Genomic DNA, 20,669 nt, shown 5'->3' with positions numbered 1-20,669 from the left:
CACTGCCTCACTGTTCTTGCGGAGCGGGATTGGGACTATTGGAGGGAAGCACCGAATTATCGATCACCACCGGCGTACCGTTTTTCAGCTTGATCTGCCCGCTGGTAACGACCTGCTGACCTTCTTGCAAGCCCTTGACGATGGCGACCTGGTCGCCGCGGGTCTCGCCGGTCACGACGAAAACCTGCTGCACTTCCAGCCCGCCGTCAACGGCACCCGTCTTCGGATCGGCCTTGGACGGCTTGACCACAAACACGGTCGAACCATACGGGTTGTAGGTCACCGCCGTCTGCGGAAGCGTCAGATACCGCTGCTTGCTGCCCACGTCGACGCTGGCATTGGCAAACATGCCCGGCAACAACTGACGCTTGGGGTTGGCGACCGTCGCTTCAACTTGCACATTACGCGTCGACGGATCCACTTTCGGGCTGATCGCGCTGATTTTGCCGCTGAAGACGAGCCCGGCGAACGAATCGCTACGCGCACTGACGGTTTGCCCGACCGACAGCTCGCCTACCTTGCGTTGCGGCAGATAAAAATCGACGTAGATCGGATCGATCGCCTGCAAGGTCACAATCTTGTCGCCCGGATTCAGGTATTGACCGGGATTAACCGTGGTAATGCCCAGCCGACCGGAGAAAGGGGCATGGATGGTTTTTTTGGCGACGAGCGCTGCCTGCTGCGCAACCAGTGCATTCTTGCTCTTGAGGTCGGCGGTATCGCTATCGACCTGGGCCTGGCTCACACCTTGCACCGCCAGCTGCGCCTGGTCGCGCTTCAGCGTCGTCGCCGACAGTTCGGCGGCGGCCTGCAGCGAATGCAGCTGCGCGATATCCGAGTCGGCATTGAGTTGCAACAGCACCGCACCCGCCTTTACGTCCTGGCCGGACTTGAAATCGACGCTGCGGACCTGGCCCGCCACTTCGCTGCTGATATCCACCCCGTGCACCGCGGTCAGGGTCCCGACCGACACCAGTTGCGGCTGCCACTCCAGGCCCTTGACGACCGTGGCGGTCACGGTCTGGGCGCCGGGTTTGGGCGCGGCCGCCATCAATTTCTTGATATGCAGAAAAAAGCCCAGCCCCAGTACGACGACCAGCAACACAACGCCGCCCAGCATGATCAACATTCTTTTGGTCATAATTCGTCTTTCAATCCAGATTGACTATCTCGGGAGACGCCGCAGCCGAACAAGCGGCAGCGGCTCACCATCCGAGCCAATATTCATACCGCGCAACCGCCTAGAACCTCGCGGGGGGCGCTACCGCTGCGGCACCCTGCTCCGTACGGTTCCACCAGCCGCCTCCAAGTGCCACGAACAGGGCCGCACTATCGGCCAGGCGTGCTGCCCTGGCCGTGGCAAACGCGACCTGCGCCTGCTGGTAGCTGCGCTCGGAATCGAGCAGCGACACGTAGCTGATGCTGCCCAGAGCGTACTGACGGGTACTGATATCCAGCGATTTCTTCGCCTGCCCCACCGCATCGGCCTGCGCATTGAGCGCCGTCGCATCGGCATCGACCGCGCGCAAGGCATCGGCGACATTCTGAAAAGCTTTCAGCACCGTCTCGCGATAGGCCGCCGCGGCCTGATCGTAGGCGGCGTCGGCCGCACGGCGCTTGGCACGCAGCGAACCGCCGTTGAACAAGGGCTGCGTAATCCCGGCCCCCAGGCTCCACAAGGTGCTACTGGCTCCACCGACGCTCATGTCTACCCGGTTCAGGCTATAGCTTCCGCTCAGACTGATCTGCGGATAAAGATTCGCCGTCGCGACGCCGACCTGGGCGCTGGCCTGATGCAACAGAGCCTCGCTCGCCTGGATGTCGGGACGCTGGCGAGCGAGCTCCGACGGCAGGGAAACCGGAAGCTCCGGCGGCAATTGCAAGCTGTCGAGCCGGAACTCCGGCAGGCCGCCCTCGCCTGGAAAGGCTCCGACATAGACCGCCAGTTGATGCCGCGCCTGCGCAAGAGATTTTTCGAGAGGCGGCAGCTGCGCCCGGGTCTGCGCGACCAAGGTGGCCTGCGACAGGACGGCCGATGAGGAGACGGCTCCAAGCGCCAGTTGTTTCCTGACGACGTCGAGCTGTCGTTGCTGCGCAGCAAGAACGGCTTGAGTCGCATCGATCTGGGCGCGCAAGGACGCTTCCTGGATGGCGGTGGTCACCACATTGGATACCAACGATTGATAGGTGGCCTCGACTTCATAGCGCTGATAGTCGACCGCCGCCTTCATGCCTTCGAGTTGGCGGCGCGAGCCGCCGAAAACATCCAGGGTATAGGAGACGTTGACCGACGCATTGTAGAGATTGAACACACTGGGCGTGGCCGACAGCGAAGTGGAACGCTCGCGCGTGGCGCCGAGTTGCCCGCTGACAGACGGATAATCCAGCGTTCCCGCTGTCGCGTTGAAGTTCTCGCGCGCCTCGCGCAAGGACGCCTGTGCCGATGCGAGCGTCGGATTCTGTTCGAGCGCACGGCGAATCAGCTGGTTCAGCGGCTCGGAATGAAACAAATCCCACCACTGCGCCGGCAAATCCTGGCCATAGACCAGCCGCTGCGCGGCCCCGGTGGGGCCGGCTGCGGGTGCCGCAGCCGTGGTTGTCGGCAATGCGGTGTCACTATAGGCATTGGCCTGCGCCGGAAGTTTTGGCGCGCTGAAGTCGGGTCCAACGGCACAGCCAGCCAGTGCCAGTGTGACCGCCAGCCCCAGACCGAGCCGTCCGGGCCAGCGCAAAGGATGACGGGATCCGTTGTTCCCGGACCCAGGTGCCAGCGTGTCGCTGGCGCTGCGGGGAGCTTGCGCCGCCCCTGCATCGTGCCGGTTTGAATGCACCTAGAACTCCTAATCATTTTGCCCGCCAGACGGCGGATCGTCGTTTCTCAATCTTCAAGCCCCGGCACAGCAGCCACACAAGCGGGTCGCGGACAGCAAGCGACCGGCACCAGGGCGCGACAGCAAAGCAAGTACAAAATTCTCGCGACACGCGCTATAGAGTGGGTTCGGATAGATCGTCCGTGCCGCGGTCCATCCGGCACGTTGCACGTTCAGAATGAATTTCATCGATCACCGGATCGGCTCCCGTGTGTCAGCGCGCATCCGGTGGCCGCCATTCGCGAGCACATTCAGGGAGGGGGCGAAGGCGGTACGTGGCCATTCTAACCGCGACCCCATGCGTTAAGGGAAGTAAAAAGTATATTTAAGCCCATCTGAATGTCACATAAAAACACTATGTACTATCCAGAAATGACCTTCCCGCACGGAGGTTCCGCCTCACCCGACCTCGTCATCCGAAGTTGATAGTCAAATTTTCAACTAGATTTTATACGAATGTATAATATTTACAAGCATTAAAAACAGTGAACGACAGAAAGTAAACCCGACTGGCGTCGCAAGCTGGACAGGATCGAGCGGCAAAACCGGACCCGGCCATTCTAGCCGCGCCATTCTGGCACCCGCAACGCGGAGGAACGCCCTATTTCAGGCTCCGTGGCGCACTGGCGGCAAAGTGGCGGCTCACTGGCGCCTTGCCACCGCAACCGGATGACGCGCCTTCGCCCGCGCACGGCCATCTGCGGCAAGGGCACATCCTGCAATGTATCGGGACGGGTCCGCAGCAGGGGCTGGTCAGGCAAGGATGGCGGCGAAGCTGCCGTCTCCGCCAAAGGGTCGTCTGAAATCAGGGCAAGAGGCCGGTTTCCCGCCCTTCAGCAGAGGGATACAGCGCGTGCGGTTTGAAATCGCTTGACTCGATGAGTTGGCAGAACAGGCGCATGAGATCCGGATCGTGCTTGCCTCCGCTTTCCTGCTGCAGGATGTCCATGATTTGCGAATGCGACCTGAGCGGATGATAGGGGCGGCTTTCCGCCATAGCATCGTAACTGTCGGCGATGGAAATGATGCGCGAGCAAAAGGGAATCGCCTCGCCGGCCAAGCCATCCGGATAGCCGCTACCATCGTAATGCTCGTGGTGATGCCGAATCACGCGCGCGGCTTCATCCGCCCCTGCCAGCCCGGTTTCGGCGATGATGCGCTGCCCCATCTCGGCATGTCCTTTCATGACATCCCACTCTTCAGGATCGAACCGGGCCGGCTTGAGCAAAATATGGTCCGGAACGCCAATCTTGCCGATATCGTGAAAACAGGCGGCCAGACGCAGCACCGCCATCGCCGCTGGCTCCAGGGCGCAGCGTCGCCCGATGAGGGCGGACAGACCCAGCACACGTTCCGAATGCAGTTGGGTCAGACGATCGCGCAAGCTCAGAGCAAGCGACAAGGCGCGCGCACTACCTTGCTTCGTCTGACATACAGGCTCGCCCTGCTTCATGACCCAGTCCTTCCCAAAAACGGCAACGACGTGCACAGCGCGATGTCATTTCAATGCATGTGGCTTCTCCGGCTCCCGGCTCCCGGCTCCCGGCTCCCGGGCTCCCGGGCTCCCGGGCTCCCGGGCTCCCGGGCTCCCGGGCTCAAATCGACCCGAAAATCGTAACACAGTCAAATACCTTTACTTTTTTTTATTATTTATATCGCTTATACCCATTTTGAGACAGGTGACAAAAATAGCGCTATAACTTAAAACTATAACAACGCGCACATAGCGACCGGCAAACAACACAAAAAGACGAGCACGCTCGACAGCGCGGCGAGCCAGAATGCCAGCCAGAAGGTATGAATAACACGAAGTAAATATCGGGGGAGAGTGGTTATGAAATTCGAGATGAATTCCATCCAGGGGAAGATTGCCACGGTGGCTGGCGCCTGCCTGCTTGGCGCCGCCTTCATGCTGGTGGCGGGGGGACTGCTATTCGCCCGCAGCACACAAAACATGGTGTCGAGCAGAGTCGGCGCCCTGGTTCAGGCGGATACGGCAGAACGGCTGAAAAATCTCGCCTGGGCTCACGCCGGAATCATTCAGGCCAAGTTCGACCTTGCGCTCGACGCGGCCAGAACCATGGCGCACACCTTCGAACTGAGCAAGATGGAAAACAGTTCGGTCAACCTCGGACGTTCGCAAGTCAACGCCATCCTGCACAATGTCCTGGTCAACAACCCCGACTTCAACGGCACCTATTCCTGCTGGGAACCCAACGCGATTGACGGCGCGGATCAGGCCGCCCGAGGCAGCGGCAATGGCAACAATGCCCAGACCGGACGGTTCACCCCCTACTGGACGCGCAGTCCCGAAGGCAAGATCGCGGTGCAACCCTTGGTTGAGTACGACACAATGGACAGGCACCCTAACGGAGTGCTCAAAGGCGGCTGGTATATCGGTCCGCGCGAGAATCACAAGGAAAGCGTGCTCGACCCGTTTCCTTACATCGTGCAAGGTCGGCACGTCTGGCTGACGACACTGTCTGTTCCAATCATGGCGAACGGCAAATTCCTCGGCGTGGCCGGTTCGGACTATAACCTGGACTTTGTGCAAAAAATCAGCGAGCAGACCAACTCGACGCTATATGACGGCAAGGGCAAGGTCCTGATCGTCAGCAATATGGGGCTGGTGGTCGCCGACAGCGCCCAGCCCGAACTGATAGGCAAGCCATTCACCAGCGAAGTCGGCGAGCAGAATGCCGCAACCTTGCTGTCCGACATCCAGGCGGGCAAGGTCAGCGCCTGGCTCGATGAAAGCACGGGCACCATGAATGCCATCGCACCGATCACGCTCGGTCGCACCGGCAAACCCTGGTCGGTCATCATCAAGGTCCCCACGGGCGTGGTGCTGGCGCAAGCCAACCAGCTCGATCATGATCTGCACTCCCAGGCCACATCCAACATGATTTGGCAGGTCATTATCGGGCTGGCCATCACGGCCGTAGCGACGACGGCACTGTGGTTTGCAGCCGGAGGAATCTCACGCCCGGTGCGGGCGGCGGCGCAACTGGCCGAAGCCATAGAGCGCGGCGACTTCAGTCAGCGCCTGGAACAGAACGCGCAAGGCGAAGTCGGCATTCTGTCCCAGGCGCTGAATAATATGTCCCACACCTTGCAGAGCAAGGCCAAACTGGCGGAGCGCATCAGCGATGGCGACCTCGACGTCGAGGTGGAACTGGCCTCCAGCGACGACCAGCTCGGCCGCGCCTTGCAGCGCATGGTCGACACGCTCAACACCCTGGTCGGAGAACTTCAATCGGGCGCAGGCCTGATCTCGGCCAACGCAGATCAAGTCGCCGATCTGAGCCAGGAGTTATCGGACGGGTCGAGCCGTTCGGCCGAGTCGATCACCGAAATCAGTTCGGCGATGACCGAGATTTCGGCCCAGACCAAGAACAACGCCGCCAACGCCTCCCAGGCCAACCGCTTTTCGCACGAATCGCAGAGCGCCGCCAACCTCGGCAGTCAGAACATGGACGAGATGATGCAGTCGATGGAAGAGATTCGCAATGCAGGCGAACGCATCCATGCAATCATCAATACCATCGACGCCATTACGACCCAGACCAACTTGCTGGCACTCAACGCCGCCATCGAAGCCGCGCGCGCGGGCGAGAGCGGCCGCGGCTTCGCCGTGGTGGCGGACGAAGTGCGCACCCTGGCGATCCGTAGCGCAGAGGCCGCACGCCAGGTTGCCGTACTGATAGACGAATCGGCGAAGAAGACCCATGCCGGCGTTGAAATCGCGGAAAGAACGGCACAGTCACTGAAAACCATACTTGCCAGCACATCCGAGGTCTCCACCCTGGTGGCCGACATCGCCGCCTCGTCCGAAGAACAGTCGAACGGGATCAACGAGGTCAGCGCGGGGCTGGGGCAGATAGACGGCGTCACGCAACATACCAGCAGCAACGCCCAGACCTGTGCCGTCGCCGCCAAGGAACTGACGCAGCAGGCGGCGCAAGTCTACAGCCTGATTGCCCGCTTCAAGATCAAGAACCCGCGCGCCTGAGACCGGCCGCGCACCGCCCCCCGGTGCGCGGCTCACTCGTCGAAGCGCACCCGATAATCCGTGGCCAACTGCCGCAAAAACGCATCGATATAAGGCGCCCAGTAGGCCCGCTCGTGACGGCTCAGGCCATGTCCGTCGCCATCCGGCACCGCCGGGGCATGCAAAAACCGGGCAGGACTCCCCCCTGCCGCGAAACTGTCGAACCAGACGACCGGAACATCCGCCCCCCAGAATTGATCGTTGAGGGCATACACCCATAGACCGGGCGCGACGGTCGTCTTGCCAAAATCGGCATACAGGGCGGCCAGCTGCTCCGGATCGCAGCTGTTGCCCGGGTGGTGCACGGGGTCCCCGCCCGTCCCGCCGGCAAAATTGATATAGGCGCGGACACCATCCGGTTTCGTGGCGATGGCGGCAACAGTCGCCAGACCGCCGACCGACTGTCCCTCCAGCAGAATGTCATGCGCGCGCGCCCAGGGCTGAAGCCGGATCCAGGCCAGCGCCGCCGCAATGGCCTCGCTGGCGGATTGCGCGACATGACGGTAGCCGCTGCTGCTGGCACAGGCGCCGGGAGCCCGGTAGCCGAAGCGACTGGACTCGCGATCCTCCCCTCCCGTCTCGCCATAGCCGGGACGAATCGGAGCGACTACGGCAAAGCCTTTCTCTACCCAGAAGCGGGCATGATCACGAGCGAGCGGTTGCCTCAACCGTGCCCGGCCGGCTTGATCTGGAGCGCGCCCATGCGAAAAGAGCACGACCGGGAACGGTCCGGGCCCTTCCGGCAGAAACACGCGCGTCACCATGTTCACCTCGCCGCCGAAGATCCCGATACCGGACACCGGAATCGACGCGTTCTGCTCCAGCATCGCGCCCGTCGGCGCAAGCGCCTCAGCGGCTCCCGCCCACGAACAGGCAGCGACCGGGAGCGTACAACACATTCCCCAGAATGCAAGGCCGCGCGCCGCACGGCAGATCTCTCCCCACCCCATGCCCCTCCCCTTTCTCAGATTCCGACCTTTCGCCTGGTCGTTGACAGTATCCATCGGCAATCGCATTATTGCAGACATGGTTTCCAGCCCCCGCACCTCGCGACGCCTCACCGTCACCCGACGCCGATCGGGAATGCCGTGTTGCGCTTGCTCAGTGTCGCGGAGGGACTGAATCCCCCCGCCTCTTCCACGAAGAGAACCCGATCAAGGCCACGGCTCATACCGTGGCCTTTTTGTTTGCCCCACCCAGGAGAAAACCGATGCAATGCAAGCCCCCCCTGTCCCACGCCAGCCTCATGCCTATCATTGCGCGACCAGAAACCGTATTCGTCCGCGGACAGGGGGACGAACTTTTCGACTCGGACGGCCGCGTCTATCTGGACTGGGTTCAAGGTTGGGCCGTCAACAGCCTCGGACACTCGCCTGCGGTCGTCGTCGATGCACTGTGCCGGCAAGCGGCCCTGCTGCTCAACCCCAGCCCGGCATTTTATAATCGCCCGGCACTGCAACTGTCGACCCTGCTGACCGAAAACAGCTGTTTCGACCATGTTTTTTTCGCCAACTCGGGCGCAGAAGCCAACGAAGGCGCGATCAAACTCGCGCGGAAATGGGGCCAACGGCACAAGCAGGGCGCTTTCGAGATCATCACCTTTCATGACGCTTTTCACGGACGGACGCTGGCAACGATGTCGGCCAGCGGCAAACCCGGCTGGGGCAGCAAATTTCCGCCACAAGTGGACGGGTTCCCCAAGGCGACCCTGAACGATCTGGAATCGGTGCGCGCCTTGATCGGACCGGCCACGGCAGCCGTCATGCTGGAACCGGTGCAGGGCGAGGCCGGCGTCATCGCGGCCGAGCACGGGTTCATGCGCGCGCTGCGCGAGCTATGCACACGCGAGGGCGTGCTTTTGATCGTGGACGAAGTCCAGACGGGCTGCGGACGCACCGGTCCCCTTTTTGCCTATCAGGCCCACGATATCGAACCGGACATCATGACACTGGGCAAGGGCATAGGCGGGGGCATCGCCCTGGCAGCCTTGTTGGCAAAAAAGTCAGTCTCCTGCTTCGAACCCGGCGATCAGGGGGGGACCTTCTGCGGCAATCCGCTGGCTTGCGCAGCGGGCGTTGCCGTATTCGGCGCCCTGCTCGAAGAGGGCTTCCTCGCGAGGGCGGAACATGCCGGCCGCCACCTGGCCTCGGGCCTGCGTGCGCTCGCACATGAATTCGGGCTCGGGAACGTTCGCGGCAGCGGTATGTTGCTGGCGCTGGAACTGGGAAAAGACTGCGCACACGACGTGGTGGCACGGGCCATGGAATCGGGGCTGCTGATCAATGCGCCGCGCCCGCACTGTCTGCGCTTCATGCCGGCGCTGAACACCGGCACGGACAGCCTGGATCGCGGCCTTGGCTTATTGCGCACGGTGCTGGCCGACCTGATGCCCTCCGCCTGAGCGCTGCCGCCCGCGCCGTTATCTGGCCGCGGGCGCAGCCTGGAAGACGAAGCGGGCTTTCTTTGCCTCGACCGCCGCGCGAACGGCCTCTGCATCGGCTCGATCGCCGATGAACAGGAGCTGCAGGCCGGGCAGCTCGGCCGCCGGCACATCGGCCAGCGCCAGCTCGACCACCTGGGCCGTCAGGCCGCTGTTACGGCCCGCCACCGCGATCCGGGTCGGTTCCTTGAGCGACGTGGCGATCAGCCCGCTCAAATCGGAAACCAGAGTGGACGGGGTATGCGAAGCGAGCGCAGCGCGTAGCATGGCAAGCGAAACCGGGTTGCCCGGCGCATCGACCCAATAGGTAATCGTATCGGCCCCCAGTACCTTGGCGGCCAACGGCGCCGCGCTTTGCTGGGAAAATGTGGCGCAGCCGGACAACAGCACGACCACGGAGATCATCACAGCCAACATCCAGCGCATCGGAATTCCTCGTTCTGCATCAATCACGGTCAATCGCCCATATTAACCGAGTCCATCCGGTTTCGTCTTATCGTGATGCACGCGCATGCCCTACCCTGCCCCCCTTTGCCACAGAAAAAGGCGGGGAGCGAATGAGTCCCCACCGGCTCCGGCACGAAGGTCGCGCCATGCCCTCACCGTCCCCTGCCCGGCGCGACGGGCCGCGCGACACGAGCCACCCGCCAGACCGCCTCAAGCCGGCAGCCGGTCATCGACGCGAAGCAATGGCCAGTGTTCGAGCCAGCGCTTGCTCTGAACGCGTGCGTCGAAAAGCCCCCTTTTTTCGCGGCGGAATCGCGCAGTCGGCCGCACGACGCCGGCAAAAAGATCGGTCAGCCCGAACGGTGCCGCGACCTCCAGGACATCGTCCGCGCGCAGCCTGACCGCGACGGCGGTCGCCGTCTCCGGCCAGAAGCGCATGGCTTCGCAGACATCGCGATACGGCGCATCGCCGTTGCCCTCATGCATGCGGCTCTGATTCTTGACCGACCAGACGATACCGGGAGCGAGTACGCGCAAGCGCCTCTCCAATGCGAGATCGCGCCCCGGACACGTGCGGGCGCGGTCGAACCAGACGACATCGACATCGCCGGCGGGCGAGGACGGCGGCCGGCCGTGCAGCGCATCCCAGACCGCATTGCGGACACAGCCGGCGCCGATCCAGCCATCGGCGAGCGACAGCGCGCGCAGGGCGCGCAACAGCCGCATCCTGCGCGCATCGGCCCGTATCAGCTCACGCAACCGGTCTTCGAATAACATGGGGGATTTTCCGGAAGCTCGCACAGGATCGCTCAGGATAGCCGGACACGGACGACAACGCGAAATCCATGCCGGCGCTGCGCCGCGGCAACCGGCACACCCGCCGGCGGACAGCGGACAGCGCGAGCACCCGCCATCCCGCTAGCATTCGACGATATTGACCGGCAACTCGATCACATTGATCGCCAGCCCGCCGCGCGCCGTTTCCTTGTACTTGGTGCTCATGTCGCGGCCGGTATCACGCATGGTCTTGATCACGCGATCGAGCGACACGCAGTGCTGGCCGTCGCCGCGCAAGGCCATGCGCACCGCATTGATCGCCTTGACCGACGCCATCGCATTGCGTTCGATGCAAGGAACTTGCACCAGACCGCCGACCGGATCGCACGTCAGCCCGAGGTTATGTTCCATCGCGATCTCGGCAGCGTTTTCCACTTGTTCCGGCGTCCCCCCCATCACCTCGGCCAGCCCGCCGGCCGCCATCGAGCAAGCGGAACCGACCTCCCCCTGGCAGCCGACCTCGGCTCCCGAAATGGAGGCATTGAGTTTGAATAGAATACCTATCGCACCGGCCGTCAGCAGGAAACGCACCACGCCGTCCTCGTCGGACTGCGGCACGAAGCGCGTGTAGTAATGCAACACCGCCGGGATGATGCCGGCCGCGCCATTGGTCGGAGCGGTGACCACGCGCCCGCCGCCGGCGTTTTCCTCGTTCACCGCCAGCGCATACAGATTGACCCAGTCGATCACCGTCAGCGGATCGCGCAGCGCGGCCTCGGGAGAGGCCAGCAGCTTGCGATGCATATCCGCCGCGCGGCGCCGTACCTTCATACCGCCGGGCAGCACGCCCTCGTGACGGCAGCCACGCTCGACACAGGCCTGCATGACGGCCCAGATATGCAGCAGGCCCGCGCGGATGTCGGCCTCGCTGCGCCAGCTGAGCTCGTTTTCCAGCATGATCTGACTGATGGACTTGCCATGCTCGCGGCACAAAGCGAGCAATTCAGCCGCAGAGCGGAAAGGAAACGGCAAGGCATCCACCGTCGGCGGGGCAAAACCGGCCTCGATCGCCTGTTCGTCGACCACGAAACCGCCTCCTACCGAATAATAGGCACGCTTGTCCAGACTCGCGCCATCGGCGTCGAACGCTTCGAGGATCATACCGTTGGGGTGAAAACTCAGGCTTTTCCGCTTGTGCAGGACCAGGTCGCTGCCTTCGACGAAATCGATCTCATGGCAAGCGAGCAGTTGCAGTTTCTGCTTCTCGCGGATGGCTTCCACCATGCCGGGCACGGCATCGGTATCGACCAGATCGGGCTGTTCGCCCAGCAGGCCGAGCATGACGGCCACGTCGCTGCCATGCCCTTTTCCCGTCGCCCCCAGCGAGCCGAACAATTCGGCGCGAATGCGATAGACGGATGGCAGCAAACCCTCGCGGTCGAGCCGCATGGCGAACAGGCGAGCCGCACGCATCGGGCCGACGGTGTGCGAGCTGGAAGGGCCGATGCCGATTTTGAACAGGTCGAAAACGCTTAACGCCATGTAAACCCCGAATGAACACCCCCGGCTTGCGCAGCGGCGCAGACCGGAAGCGAGAGAAAGAGAACGGCGCCTAGCGATAGACGGGAAAATCCCGGCACAGGGCGCCAACCTGGTCGCGCACGCGGGCGATCACATCCAGATTATCGATGGCGTCGAGGATATCGCAGATCCAGCCCGCCACCAAGCCGGCCTCGCCGCAGCCGAAACCGCGGCTGGTGATCGCAGGCGTGCCGATGCGCAGACCGCTGGTCACGAATGGGGATTGCGGGTCGTCAGGCACCGCATTCTTGTTGACGGTAATATGCGCTGCGCCGAGCGCCGCGTCGGCCGCCTTGCCGGTCAGTCCCTTGTCGATCAGCGACAACAGGAACAAATGATCGTCCGTGCGTCCCGATACCACGCTATAGCCGCGGCGCAGAAACACATCGACCATCGCACGCGCATTGGCCAGAACCTGCCTCTGATAGACGACGAAGGCCGGCTCCGACGCCTCCTTGAACGCCACCGCCTTGGCGGCGATGACGTGCATCAGCGGCCCGCCTTGTATGCCGGGGAAAACGACTGAATTCAATTTTTTCTCGAGTTCGGGTCGGGCGCGGCACAGAATCAGCCCACCGCGCGGACCGCGCAACGTTTTGTGCGTCGTCGTGGTGACCACATCGGCCCAAGGCAGCGGGTTCGGATACAAGCCAGCGGCCACCAGGCCGGCGACATGGGCCATATCAACCAGCAGCCAGGCGCCCACCGAGTCGGCGATCGCACGCATGCGTTCCCAATCGACCACCAGAGCATAGGCGGAAAAGCCGGCAACCAGCATCCTGGGACGGTGCTGAAGGGCCAGACGGGCAAGCTCATCGTAATCGATCTCGCCGCTGGCGACATCGAGCCCGTATTGCACTGCGTGGTAAAGCGTGCCGGAGAAGCTGACACCGGCACCATGGGTCAGATGGCCGCCATGCGCAAGGCTCATCCCGAGCACGGTGTCGCCCGGTTCCAGCAGAGCCATATACACCGCCATATTGGCACTACTGCCAGAATGAGGCTGCACATTGGCATAGTCGGCGCCGAACAGCCGACAGGCACGTTCCACGGCCAGGCGTTCGACCTCATCGACGGCCTCGCAGCCACCGTAATAGCGCTTGCCCGGATAGCCTTCGGCGTACTTGTTGGTGAGCACCGTCCCCTGCGCCTGCATCACGCGCGGGCTTGCATAGTTTTCGGATGCGATCAGTTCGATATGGTCTTCCTGGCGCTGCTGCTCGGCCGCGAGCGCGGCCCACAGCGCATCATCGTAACCGGCGATTCGCATGCTGGAGTCAAACATGGGAGTCCTTTCTTGACGGACGTGCCGGTCGCTGGCCGGCACGCTTCCGTATTGCACCTATGCAGACGTATCAGTGCAGAGACTTGTTCACGGCCGCCAGTCCGTCCTTGCCGTCGAAGGTGGTTACGCCGGCCAGCCAGGCCTTCAGCACGGCCGGGTTCTTTTTCAGGAAGTCATGCGCGGCGACTTCCGGTTTGACCTTGTTCATGATCGGCCCCATCACACGATTTTCCATATCGGTGGTGTAATGCAGATTAACCAGCAGCCGGTTGACGTTGGGACAACGCTCGGCATACCCGACCGCCGTCGCGGTATACACTTTCGCCTCGCCGAAGTTGGGACCGAACACATCGTCCCCCCCGGACAGGTATGTCATCTTGAACTTGACGTTCATCGGATGCGGATCCCAGCCGAGGAAAACCAGCCATTTCTTCTGGCGTACCGCACGCTCGACTTCCGCCAGCATGCCGGCTTCGCTCGATTCGATCAGCTTGAAGCCACCGAGACCGAACTGGTTTTTCTTGATCATTTCCAGTACAAGGGCATTGCCATCATTGCCGGGTTCGATGCCGTAGATCTTGCCGTCGAGCTTGTCCTTGAATTTGCTGATATCGGCGAATGACTTCAGACCGGCTGCGGCTTCGTAATCGGGAACGGCCAAAGTGTATTTGGCGCCGACCAGATTGGGTGTCTCCAGTACCCGGATCTGCCCTGCCTTGACAAAGGGCTCTATCATCGGCGTCATGCTCGGATTCCAATAGCCGAGAAAGGCGTCGATCTGGCGAGTCTTGATCCCGGCAAAGGTGATGGGCACGGACGCGATGGTCGTGCTCGGCTTATAACCCAGACCTTGCAGCACCACTGTCGCCATGCCGGTCGTCGCAGCGATGTCGGTCCAGCCGACATCGGCAAAGCGCACGACCTGACACGAGGCATTCTCCTGGGCAAGGACCAGGTTGGCGCTACAGCCCAGCACGGTGGCCAGGACGAGTTGCTTCAAATTCATGGCGAACCCTTTCATCGATCCAGAGAAGGAAATCCGGCCGGGAAACAGGCCCGGTCGTCCAGCTTCAGAGTGCCATGCCGTCCGGCAGTCGCTTGCCCCGGAGCGACGCGCACTTGCCTGAAACCGTCGCCGTCGCGATGTAGCCAACGGCACGAATCATTTTAATTATCAAAAGGATACGGCCCGCATACCATTCGAAATGGCACAGCGGGCCGAGCACCGCCTCGCGACAGAAACGGCCGCGCCGACGCAGGCGATCAGGCCGCGACGGCCTCCTCATGCATATAGTGACGTCGCTCGTGGCTGGGCGGATAGCCAAACAAGCCGCGATACGATTTGGAGAAGTGGGACGAAGACAGGAAGCCGCACGCCACGGTCACACCCATGACACTCATATTGGTCTGTAACAGCAACTCGCGCGCGCGTCGCAAGCGCAGATCGAGATAGTACTGCGCCGGAGTCGTGCCCAAGCAGCGCTTGAACAGACGCTCCAGATGTCGGAGCGATACGCCGAGATCGAGTGCCAGCGCATCCAGCGGCAGCGGGTTCTCGATATTGGTTTCCATCGCCAGTGCCGCTTCTAACAGCGCCTCGTGCCCGGTTCCGATTCGGGTCAGCAAAGGCACATGCTGCTTGTCGCCATTGTCGCGGATGCGGTCGAGGATGAACTGCTCCGAGACGTCGGCAGCCAGGCTCTTTCCGCCCTTGTGCCGGATCAGGTGGCACATGAAGTCGAGCGTCGCGGTGCCGCCGGTACAGGTGAAACGGTCGCGGTCGATGACAAAGAGGTCGGTGGTGAACTGGGTCTTGGGAAACTCTTCGCTGATCGAGGTCAGGTTTTCCCAATGGATCGCGCAGCGGTAACCGTTGATCGCCCCCGCCCGTGCCAGCGCGAAGGCGCCGGTACAGATGGAGCCGAGCGCCACATTCTGCGCCGCGAACCGGCGAATGATGGCCAGATGCGCATCCTCGGTCGACTCGCGCACATGAATACCGCCGCAAACCAGAACCAGATCGTAGTCAGGTGTCGCCGATGGAGCGGAAACCGGATTGAGACACATGCCATTGCTCGCCGCCACGCTCTCGCCATCGGTCGTCAGCAGGGTCCAGCGGTACAGACGCTTGCGCGAGAGCTGATTCGCCATGCGCAGGGCTTCGAGCGCATTGGTCAGTGCGATCATCGAAAAATTCGGCAGCAGCAAAAAGCCGATATGAGACAGGGACTCCAGGGATACGCGGCTCATAAAATCACCTCTATAGGACTTGTATTGGTGGTGAAATGAAGTGGCTTCCGGCGACCAGGCCGCCGGTGCTTCGCTTAGTCGGCCCTGCTCTGGCGAGCGGCCATGCCCTTGCCAAAGCTCTCGGTTATACGATCCAGCACGATGGCCAGCAGCACGACGGCCAGACCGCTTTCATAGCCCAGCCCCACATCCAGACGCTGGATGCTGGACAAAACGTCATTGCCCAGCCCTCCCGCCCCTACCATCGAGGCGATGATCACCATGGACAGGGCCATCATGATGGTCTGATTGACACCGGCCATGATGGCAGGCAGGGCGATGGGCAATTGCACCTTCAATAGCAGCTGCCAAGCCGAGCAGCCGAAGGCCTGACCGGCCTCGACCTGCTCGGTATTGACTTGGCGGATGCCGAGGCTGGTCAGGCGCACGGCAGGCGGAATGGCGAAGACGACGGTCGCCAGGATGCCGGGGACGCGACCGAGGCCGAAGAACATCGCAGCGGGAATCAGATAGACGAATGCAGGCATGGTCTGCATGAAATCCAGAACCGGACGGACCATCACATTGGCCACATTGCTGCGTGCACACCAAATGCCGACCGGCACGCCCAGCAGCAGGCTCAGACAGGTCGCCGACAGCGTCAGCGCCAGCGTCGACACCGTCTGGTGCCAGAAGCCCATGACATAGATCAGCCCGAAAGCCCCCAATACGAACACGGCGAAGCGCCAGCTCAGGCGCCACAAGCCGAGGGCCACGAACACCCCCATCAACATCCAGACCGGCAGTGCCAGCAGCATGGCCTCAACCGACGCGGCCAGGCCTTCGACGACACTGCCTATCGCATCGAAAGCACCGCCGTTATGATCCATCAGCATACGGATCAGGGCATTGACCCAGTCGCCCAGAGGCAAGGCCCCCTGAGGGGTCGTCATCAAGCGTTGCCATAATTCCGACATGAGTATTACTCCTGCGGCTGTCCGGACTAAACCGGTAAAAAGGAGGGGTGCGCGCGCATCATCAGACCGTGTCGCGCAAGCGATGCTCGGCCAGCTTGCGCAAGGCGCTGCTGGAGGTTATGACGCCGAGGCTTGAACCGCCTTGTTCGGCGACCGTCAGCGGATCGTGCTCGCCAAGCAGCGAATGCAGTACGTCGTTGAGACTGGCCGAGGGTGGCACACTGCGCGTTGCGGCGAACGATGGCGAGAGTCCCGGGTCGATCAGGTCGCGCGCCAGCAGATAACGCGAGGTATCCACACTACGGAAAAAGCGGCGGACATAGTCGTCGGCCGGTTTTTCGATGATTTCCTGTGGAGTGCCGACCTGTACCAGGCGCCCGCCCTCCATGATGGCGATCCGGGTTCCGATGCGTAACGCTTCTTCCAGATCGTGAGAAACGAAGAAGATCGTGCGCCGCTGCTCGCGCTGCAAGTCGAGCAGGATGTCCTGCATCTCGGCGCGCTTGAGCGGGTCCAGCGCCGAAAAGGCTTCATCCATCAGAATCAGCGAAGGATTCACCGCCAGCGCGCGCGCAAGCCCCACCCGCTGCTGCATGCCGCCCGACAACTGATGCGGGTACTTTCTGGCGAACGGCGCGAGCCCGACCTGTTCGAGCACCTTCATCGCTGCCGACTCTCGTGCACGGCGCCCGACTCCCGCGATTTCGAGCCCGAAAGCGGCGTTGTCCAGCACAGTACGATGCGGCATCAGGGCAAAGCTCTGGAATACCATGCTCATATCGCGCCGACGCAGATCGACGAGTTCTTTGGCCGATAGCCGGGTAATGCTTTGCCCATCGAGCAGGATGTCGCCCGATGTGGGATCGACCAAGCGGTTGATCAAGCGGATCAGCGTCGACTTGCCGGAGCCCGACAACCCCATGAGAACGAAGATCTCGCCCTCATTCACAGCAAAAGAAACGTTGTTGACACCCACCACCTGACCCAGGTTATGGAACACCGACTCCTTGCTTTCGCCCAGCTTGAGCAGACGCATCGCCTCCTGCGGCTGGTCGCCGAATACCTTGTACAGGTTCTGCACCACAATCTTGGATGGCTTCATGAACGGTCTCCGTAGTGACGTTGCTCATAGTCTTTCTTGATGCAGGTCAAGACCAAAGATAGGGAGTTTGCTTATCCGAAAATAACGCGATCCCGACAAACTCTTGCCATGAGCCGACATTCCTCCGCCACGCACCAAGACGGGAGGGGTTCGAACGGACATGGGGCAGTTTGCACCATGTCGGCAGCCGTTTTCATGCGTTTCATGTCGGAAAAAAACCACAAATCGGATAAGGTTTAGGCGTTAGGCTGCCGCACAAATAAAACTGTCATTGATTTTCGTCAACTCCGGAACTGCAATGCATATTGCATGCCAACGGAAAAACGTTCCGAGGACGCCATCCATAGGGGAACGGGCGCGAGGGGATTGAACAGAGGGGGGGCTGGCCGCTGCCAGCCAGCGATGAAAAAAAACCAGGTTTTTCTGTCGCGAACGACGGAAAAACCTGGCAGGACCTTCCGTACAGGGGAATCAGCGTTCGATGACGAGGTCGCTCAGGGGGGTGCTGCAACAAGGCAGGAAAAAGCCTTGATCGATCTCTCGCTGGCGGATCCCGCCGCCATGCTTCATGTCGACCCGCCCTTGCGCCAGTCTGGACTTGCACGTTCCGCACACGCCGCGCGAGCACGAGGACGGTATCCGCATTCCGCATTCTGCTGCCGCGGAGAGCACCGTCTGCCCGGGGGCCGCCACGGCGTTTTTACCCGAAACGGTAAAATCGAGCTTGTAGCCGGCGCCGACGGCAGAGGCCGCGACAGGGCCTGCCGCCGGCGCCGGCGATGCCGTGAAGTCGAAACTCTCCTCGTGATAGCTGTCCGGGTCGCAACCGAGATCGGCCAAGGCCGCGCGGACCGCGGCCATATATGGCGCCGGCCCGCAGCAGTAGATCTGGCGCTGCCCGGCATCGGGGACCAGGCGGGTCAGCAGGCCGGCATCCAGACGTCCGAGCACTCCTGACCACCCGGCATCGCCGTCCCGGCTTTCGCACAGGTATTGCAAGCGCAAGCCCGGATGCTCGCGCGCAAGACCGGCCAGTTCGTCGCGGAAGATCAGATCAAGCGGCGAACGCGCGCTATGCACGAACACCAGATCGAAGGGGCCACCCAGGTCGCCCAGCCAGCGGCACATGGACATCAGCGGGGTAATGCCGCTACCGGCCGATAGAAACAGCCGACCCGCGTCGGGCCGACCCGCGCAGCTGAAATCGCCGGCCGGCCCGATGACGCGAAGCCGCATGCCCGGGCGCAGCGTATCGTGCAAGAGGTTGGACACCAGCCCCCCCGGCACGCGCTTGACCGTGATGGCCACCCTGTCCGGCCGTGTCGGCGAGGACGAGAGGGTATAACAGCGGCGGACCGTCTCCCCGGCCACAGGCAGTTCCAGAGTCAGGAACTGCCCGGGCAAATAGGCGAACCGCCGTGCAGGTTGCGCGCGAAACACGAAGGTCTTTACATCGCGGGCTTCGGCGCGAATCTGCACGCATTCCAGCATATCGTCTTCTTCCGCCCGCCACAGCGGTAACGCGGAGATGACGTCGGCGCCATGATTTCCGGTCATATCGCATCCCCGCCGTTCAAGCGCCGTCCAGCGTTTCGGCCAGGCGATCGATATACCACTGGCTGAATTTCTCGACCAGCATCTCGGTATGCGGCGAATACGGGCCGGGCCGATAGGCCGGGCTGGCGACGCCAAGCTGACTTTCCTCGACCAGCCGGCGATCCTGGTCGTTGGTTGCGTTCCAGACACGGGTCAGATTTTCGACCTTGTAATCCACTCCCTCCACCGCATCCCGGTGCACCAGCCAGCGCGTGCGTACCAGTGTGCTTCCCGCCGTCAGCGGCAGCACCGAGAACGAGACGATATGGTCGGCCATGAAGTGATGCCAGGAATTGGGCTGGGTCCAGAATGACAAGCCTCCCGACGCCGCCTCGCGGATATCGCCGAGCAGGCGCGTGCACGCCGCCTCGGTGTTCATGGTCTGCGACTGTCCGGAGTCGATCAGCGGCATGCGCATCGTTCGAAAACCGGTCACATCGGAGAGGCGCTCGCACTCGCCCGAAGGCAGGCCGTCCGCCTCCCAGCGCGCATGACTGTCCTTGACGATGGCATCGTACTCGGCCACGCCGCGAGCCAGCTCCGACTCGGGTGAAAACCCGTAGCTATAAGCGTATAGCGAACGGGTCAGTTCGGGGTGATTGGCAACGCAGTGATAGCACTCGCGATTATTCTCCATCGTGAGCTTCCAGTTGCCCGCCTCGACAATATCGACCGTCGCCGCCACCTTGCATTCTTCCAGCCGGTGCGGCGCCAGATAGGGCGTCATGATGGCAGCCATGTCGTCGAAATCGGCCGGAGGGTCGTCGGAGAGACAGACAAACAGCAGCCCGGCCAGATTTTTCAGATGTACCGCTTTCAGACTGTGATGCTCGAGATCGAAGCCATCCGCCATGTGATCGGCGAAAATCAGCTTGCCCGAGAGCGTGTAAGTCCATTGATGATAGGGGCAGACAATATTGCCCAGCGTCCCTTTTTCTTCAGCACACAAACGCGAACCGCGGTGACGACAGACATTGTGAAAGGCACGAATCGCACCATCGTCGTCGCGAACGATCAGCACCGGCTTGCCGCCGACATCGACCGTCAGGTAATCCCCGGCTTCGGCGACTTCGGCTGCGACGCCGACATAGAGCCAATGGCGACTGAAAATCGCCTCCATATCGGCCTGGAAGATCGCATCGGACAGGTAGAACGGCGCTTCGAGGCTGTATCCGGGCCGGCGCCGCGCCACGAGTCCGGCCAGATTTTCCGATTGTGCGAACGGCGCGGCAAGGTCTCGATGATTCATTTCACACTCCCCTGCGACAGAACTTCGAACCCGACGCCAGACATGCCGTCCGCCGCCGGTCGCGA

The 20,669-nt window shown here is 62.1% G+C and carries 16 protein-coding genes; 2 read left to right on the top strand and 14 right to left on the bottom strand.

All coding sequences use genetic code 11. From position 1 onward, the window contains the following. Positions 1-7: 7 nt before the first annotated feature. From G520_RS0116125 to G520_RS23180, 3 genes are all read right to left on the bottom strand, one after another. Positions 8-1,141 carry an efflux RND transporter periplasmic adaptor subunit gene (locus G520_RS0116125; RefSeq protein WP_028536548.1) on the bottom strand — a complete coding sequence of 378 codons (1,134 nt, stop codon included), beginning with the start codon at positions 1,139-1,141 and terminating at the stop codon, positions 8-10. A 100-nt stretch (positions 1,142-1,241) separates the two neighbouring features. Further along, positions 1,242-2,831, bottom strand: a complete 1,590-nt coding sequence (locus G520_RS0116120) for an efflux transporter outer membrane subunit (RefSeq protein ID WP_246542762.1) — start codon at positions 2,829-2,831, stop codon at positions 1,242-1,244. An 844-nt stretch (positions 2,832-3,675) separates the two neighbouring features. Beyond that, complete coding sequence (locus G520_RS23180; RefSeq protein ID WP_051229461.1) at positions 3,676-4,323, bottom strand: HD-GYP domain-containing protein; 648 nt, start codon at positions 4,321-4,323, stop codon at positions 3,676-3,678. A gap of 381 nt (positions 4,324-4,704) precedes the next feature. Between G520_RS23180 and G520_RS0116110 the strand changes: the two genes are divergently transcribed. Beyond that, positions 4,705-6,882, top strand: a complete 2,178-nt coding sequence (locus G520_RS0116110) for a methyl-accepting chemotaxis protein (protein WP_028536546.1) — start codon at positions 4,705-4,707, stop codon at positions 6,880-6,882. 32 nt (positions 6,883-6,914) lie between these two features. Here the strand turns inward: G520_RS0116110 and G520_RS0116105 are convergent, their stop codons facing one another. Beyond that, positions 6,915-7,748, bottom strand: coding sequence for an alpha/beta hydrolase family protein (locus G520_RS0116105; RefSeq protein ID WP_051229460.1), 834 nt, complete (start codon positions 7,746-7,748; stop codon positions 6,915-6,917). Positions 7,749-8,131: 383 nt separating this feature from the next. Here G520_RS0116105 and G520_RS0116100 point away from each other — a divergent pair, with 383 nt between their 5' ends. Next, a complete protein-coding gene (locus tag G520_RS0116100; RefSeq protein ID WP_028536544.1) occupies positions 8,132-9,322 on the top strand; it encodes an acetylornithine transaminase in 1,191 nt (396 codons plus the stop codon). A gap of 18 nt (positions 9,323-9,340) precedes the next feature. Here G520_RS0116100 and G520_RS0116095 read toward each other — a convergent pair whose 3' ends face one another. From G520_RS0116095 to G520_RS0116050, 10 genes are all read right to left on the bottom strand, one after another. Beyond that, complete coding sequence (locus tag G520_RS0116095; RefSeq protein WP_028536543.1) at positions 9,341-9,787, bottom strand: hypothetical protein; 447 nt, start codon at positions 9,785-9,787, stop codon at positions 9,341-9,343. Between the two features lie 231 nt (positions 9,788-10,018). Further along, entirely contained in the window at positions 10,019-10,585 is a 567-nt protein-coding gene (locus G520_RS0116090; RefSeq protein WP_028536542.1) for a nucleotidyltransferase family protein, read from the bottom strand. A 141-nt stretch (positions 10,586-10,726) separates the two neighbouring features. Next, positions 10,727-12,127, bottom strand: coding sequence for an L-serine ammonia-lyase (locus G520_RS0116085; protein WP_028536541.1), 1,401 nt, complete (start codon positions 12,125-12,127; stop codon positions 10,727-10,729). A gap of 70 nt (positions 12,128-12,197) precedes the next feature. Beyond that, a complete protein-coding gene (gene glyA / locus G520_RS0116080) occupies positions 12,198-13,451 on the bottom strand; it encodes a serine hydroxymethyltransferase (RefSeq protein WP_028536540.1) in 1,254 nt (417 codons plus the stop codon). A gap of 70 nt (positions 13,452-13,521) precedes the next feature. Then, positions 13,522-14,457 carry a choline ABC transporter substrate-binding protein gene (locus G520_RS0116075; protein ID WP_036666456.1) on the bottom strand — a complete coding sequence of 312 codons (936 nt, stop codon included), beginning with the start codon at positions 14,455-14,457 and terminating at the stop codon, positions 13,522-13,524. A 257-nt stretch (positions 14,458-14,714) separates the two neighbouring features. Next, the gene (locus G520_RS0116070; RefSeq protein WP_028536538.1) at positions 14,715-15,701 is read right to left on the bottom strand and encodes a GlxA family transcriptional regulator; all 987 of its coding nucleotides are present in this window, start codon (positions 15,699-15,701) and stop codon (positions 14,715-14,717) included. A gap of 74 nt (positions 15,702-15,775) precedes the next feature. Next, a complete protein-coding gene (locus tag G520_RS0116065) occupies positions 15,776-16,657 on the bottom strand; it encodes an ABC transporter permease (RefSeq protein ID WP_028536537.1) in 882 nt (293 codons plus the stop codon). A gap of 61 nt (positions 16,658-16,718) precedes the next feature. After that, positions 16,719-17,759, bottom strand: coding sequence for a quaternary amine ABC transporter ATP-binding protein (locus tag G520_RS0116060; RefSeq protein WP_028536536.1), 1,041 nt, complete (start codon positions 17,757-17,759; stop codon positions 16,719-16,721). Positions 17,760-18,230: 471 nt separating this feature from the next. Then, the gene (locus G520_RS0116055; RefSeq protein ID WP_028536535.1) at positions 18,231-19,316 is read right to left on the bottom strand and encodes an FAD-binding oxidoreductase; all 1,086 of its coding nucleotides are present in this window, start codon (positions 19,314-19,316) and stop codon (positions 18,231-18,233) included. Between the two features lie 16 nt (positions 19,317-19,332). Then, entirely contained in the window at positions 19,333-20,604 is a 1,272-nt protein-coding gene (locus tag G520_RS0116050) for an aromatic ring-hydroxylating oxygenase subunit alpha (protein ID WP_028536534.1), read from the bottom strand. Positions 20,605-20,669 lie beyond the last annotated feature (65 nt).

It is taken from the genome of Paludibacterium yongneupense DSM 18731 (assembly GCF_000422925.1).
GTDB classification, from domain to species: domain Bacteria; phylum Pseudomonadota; class Gammaproteobacteria; order Burkholderiales; family Chromobacteriaceae; genus Paludibacterium; species Paludibacterium yongneupense.
The sequence above is the reverse complement of the archived record's forward strand: the minus strand, read 5'-3'. Positions and strand labels throughout refer to the sequence as shown.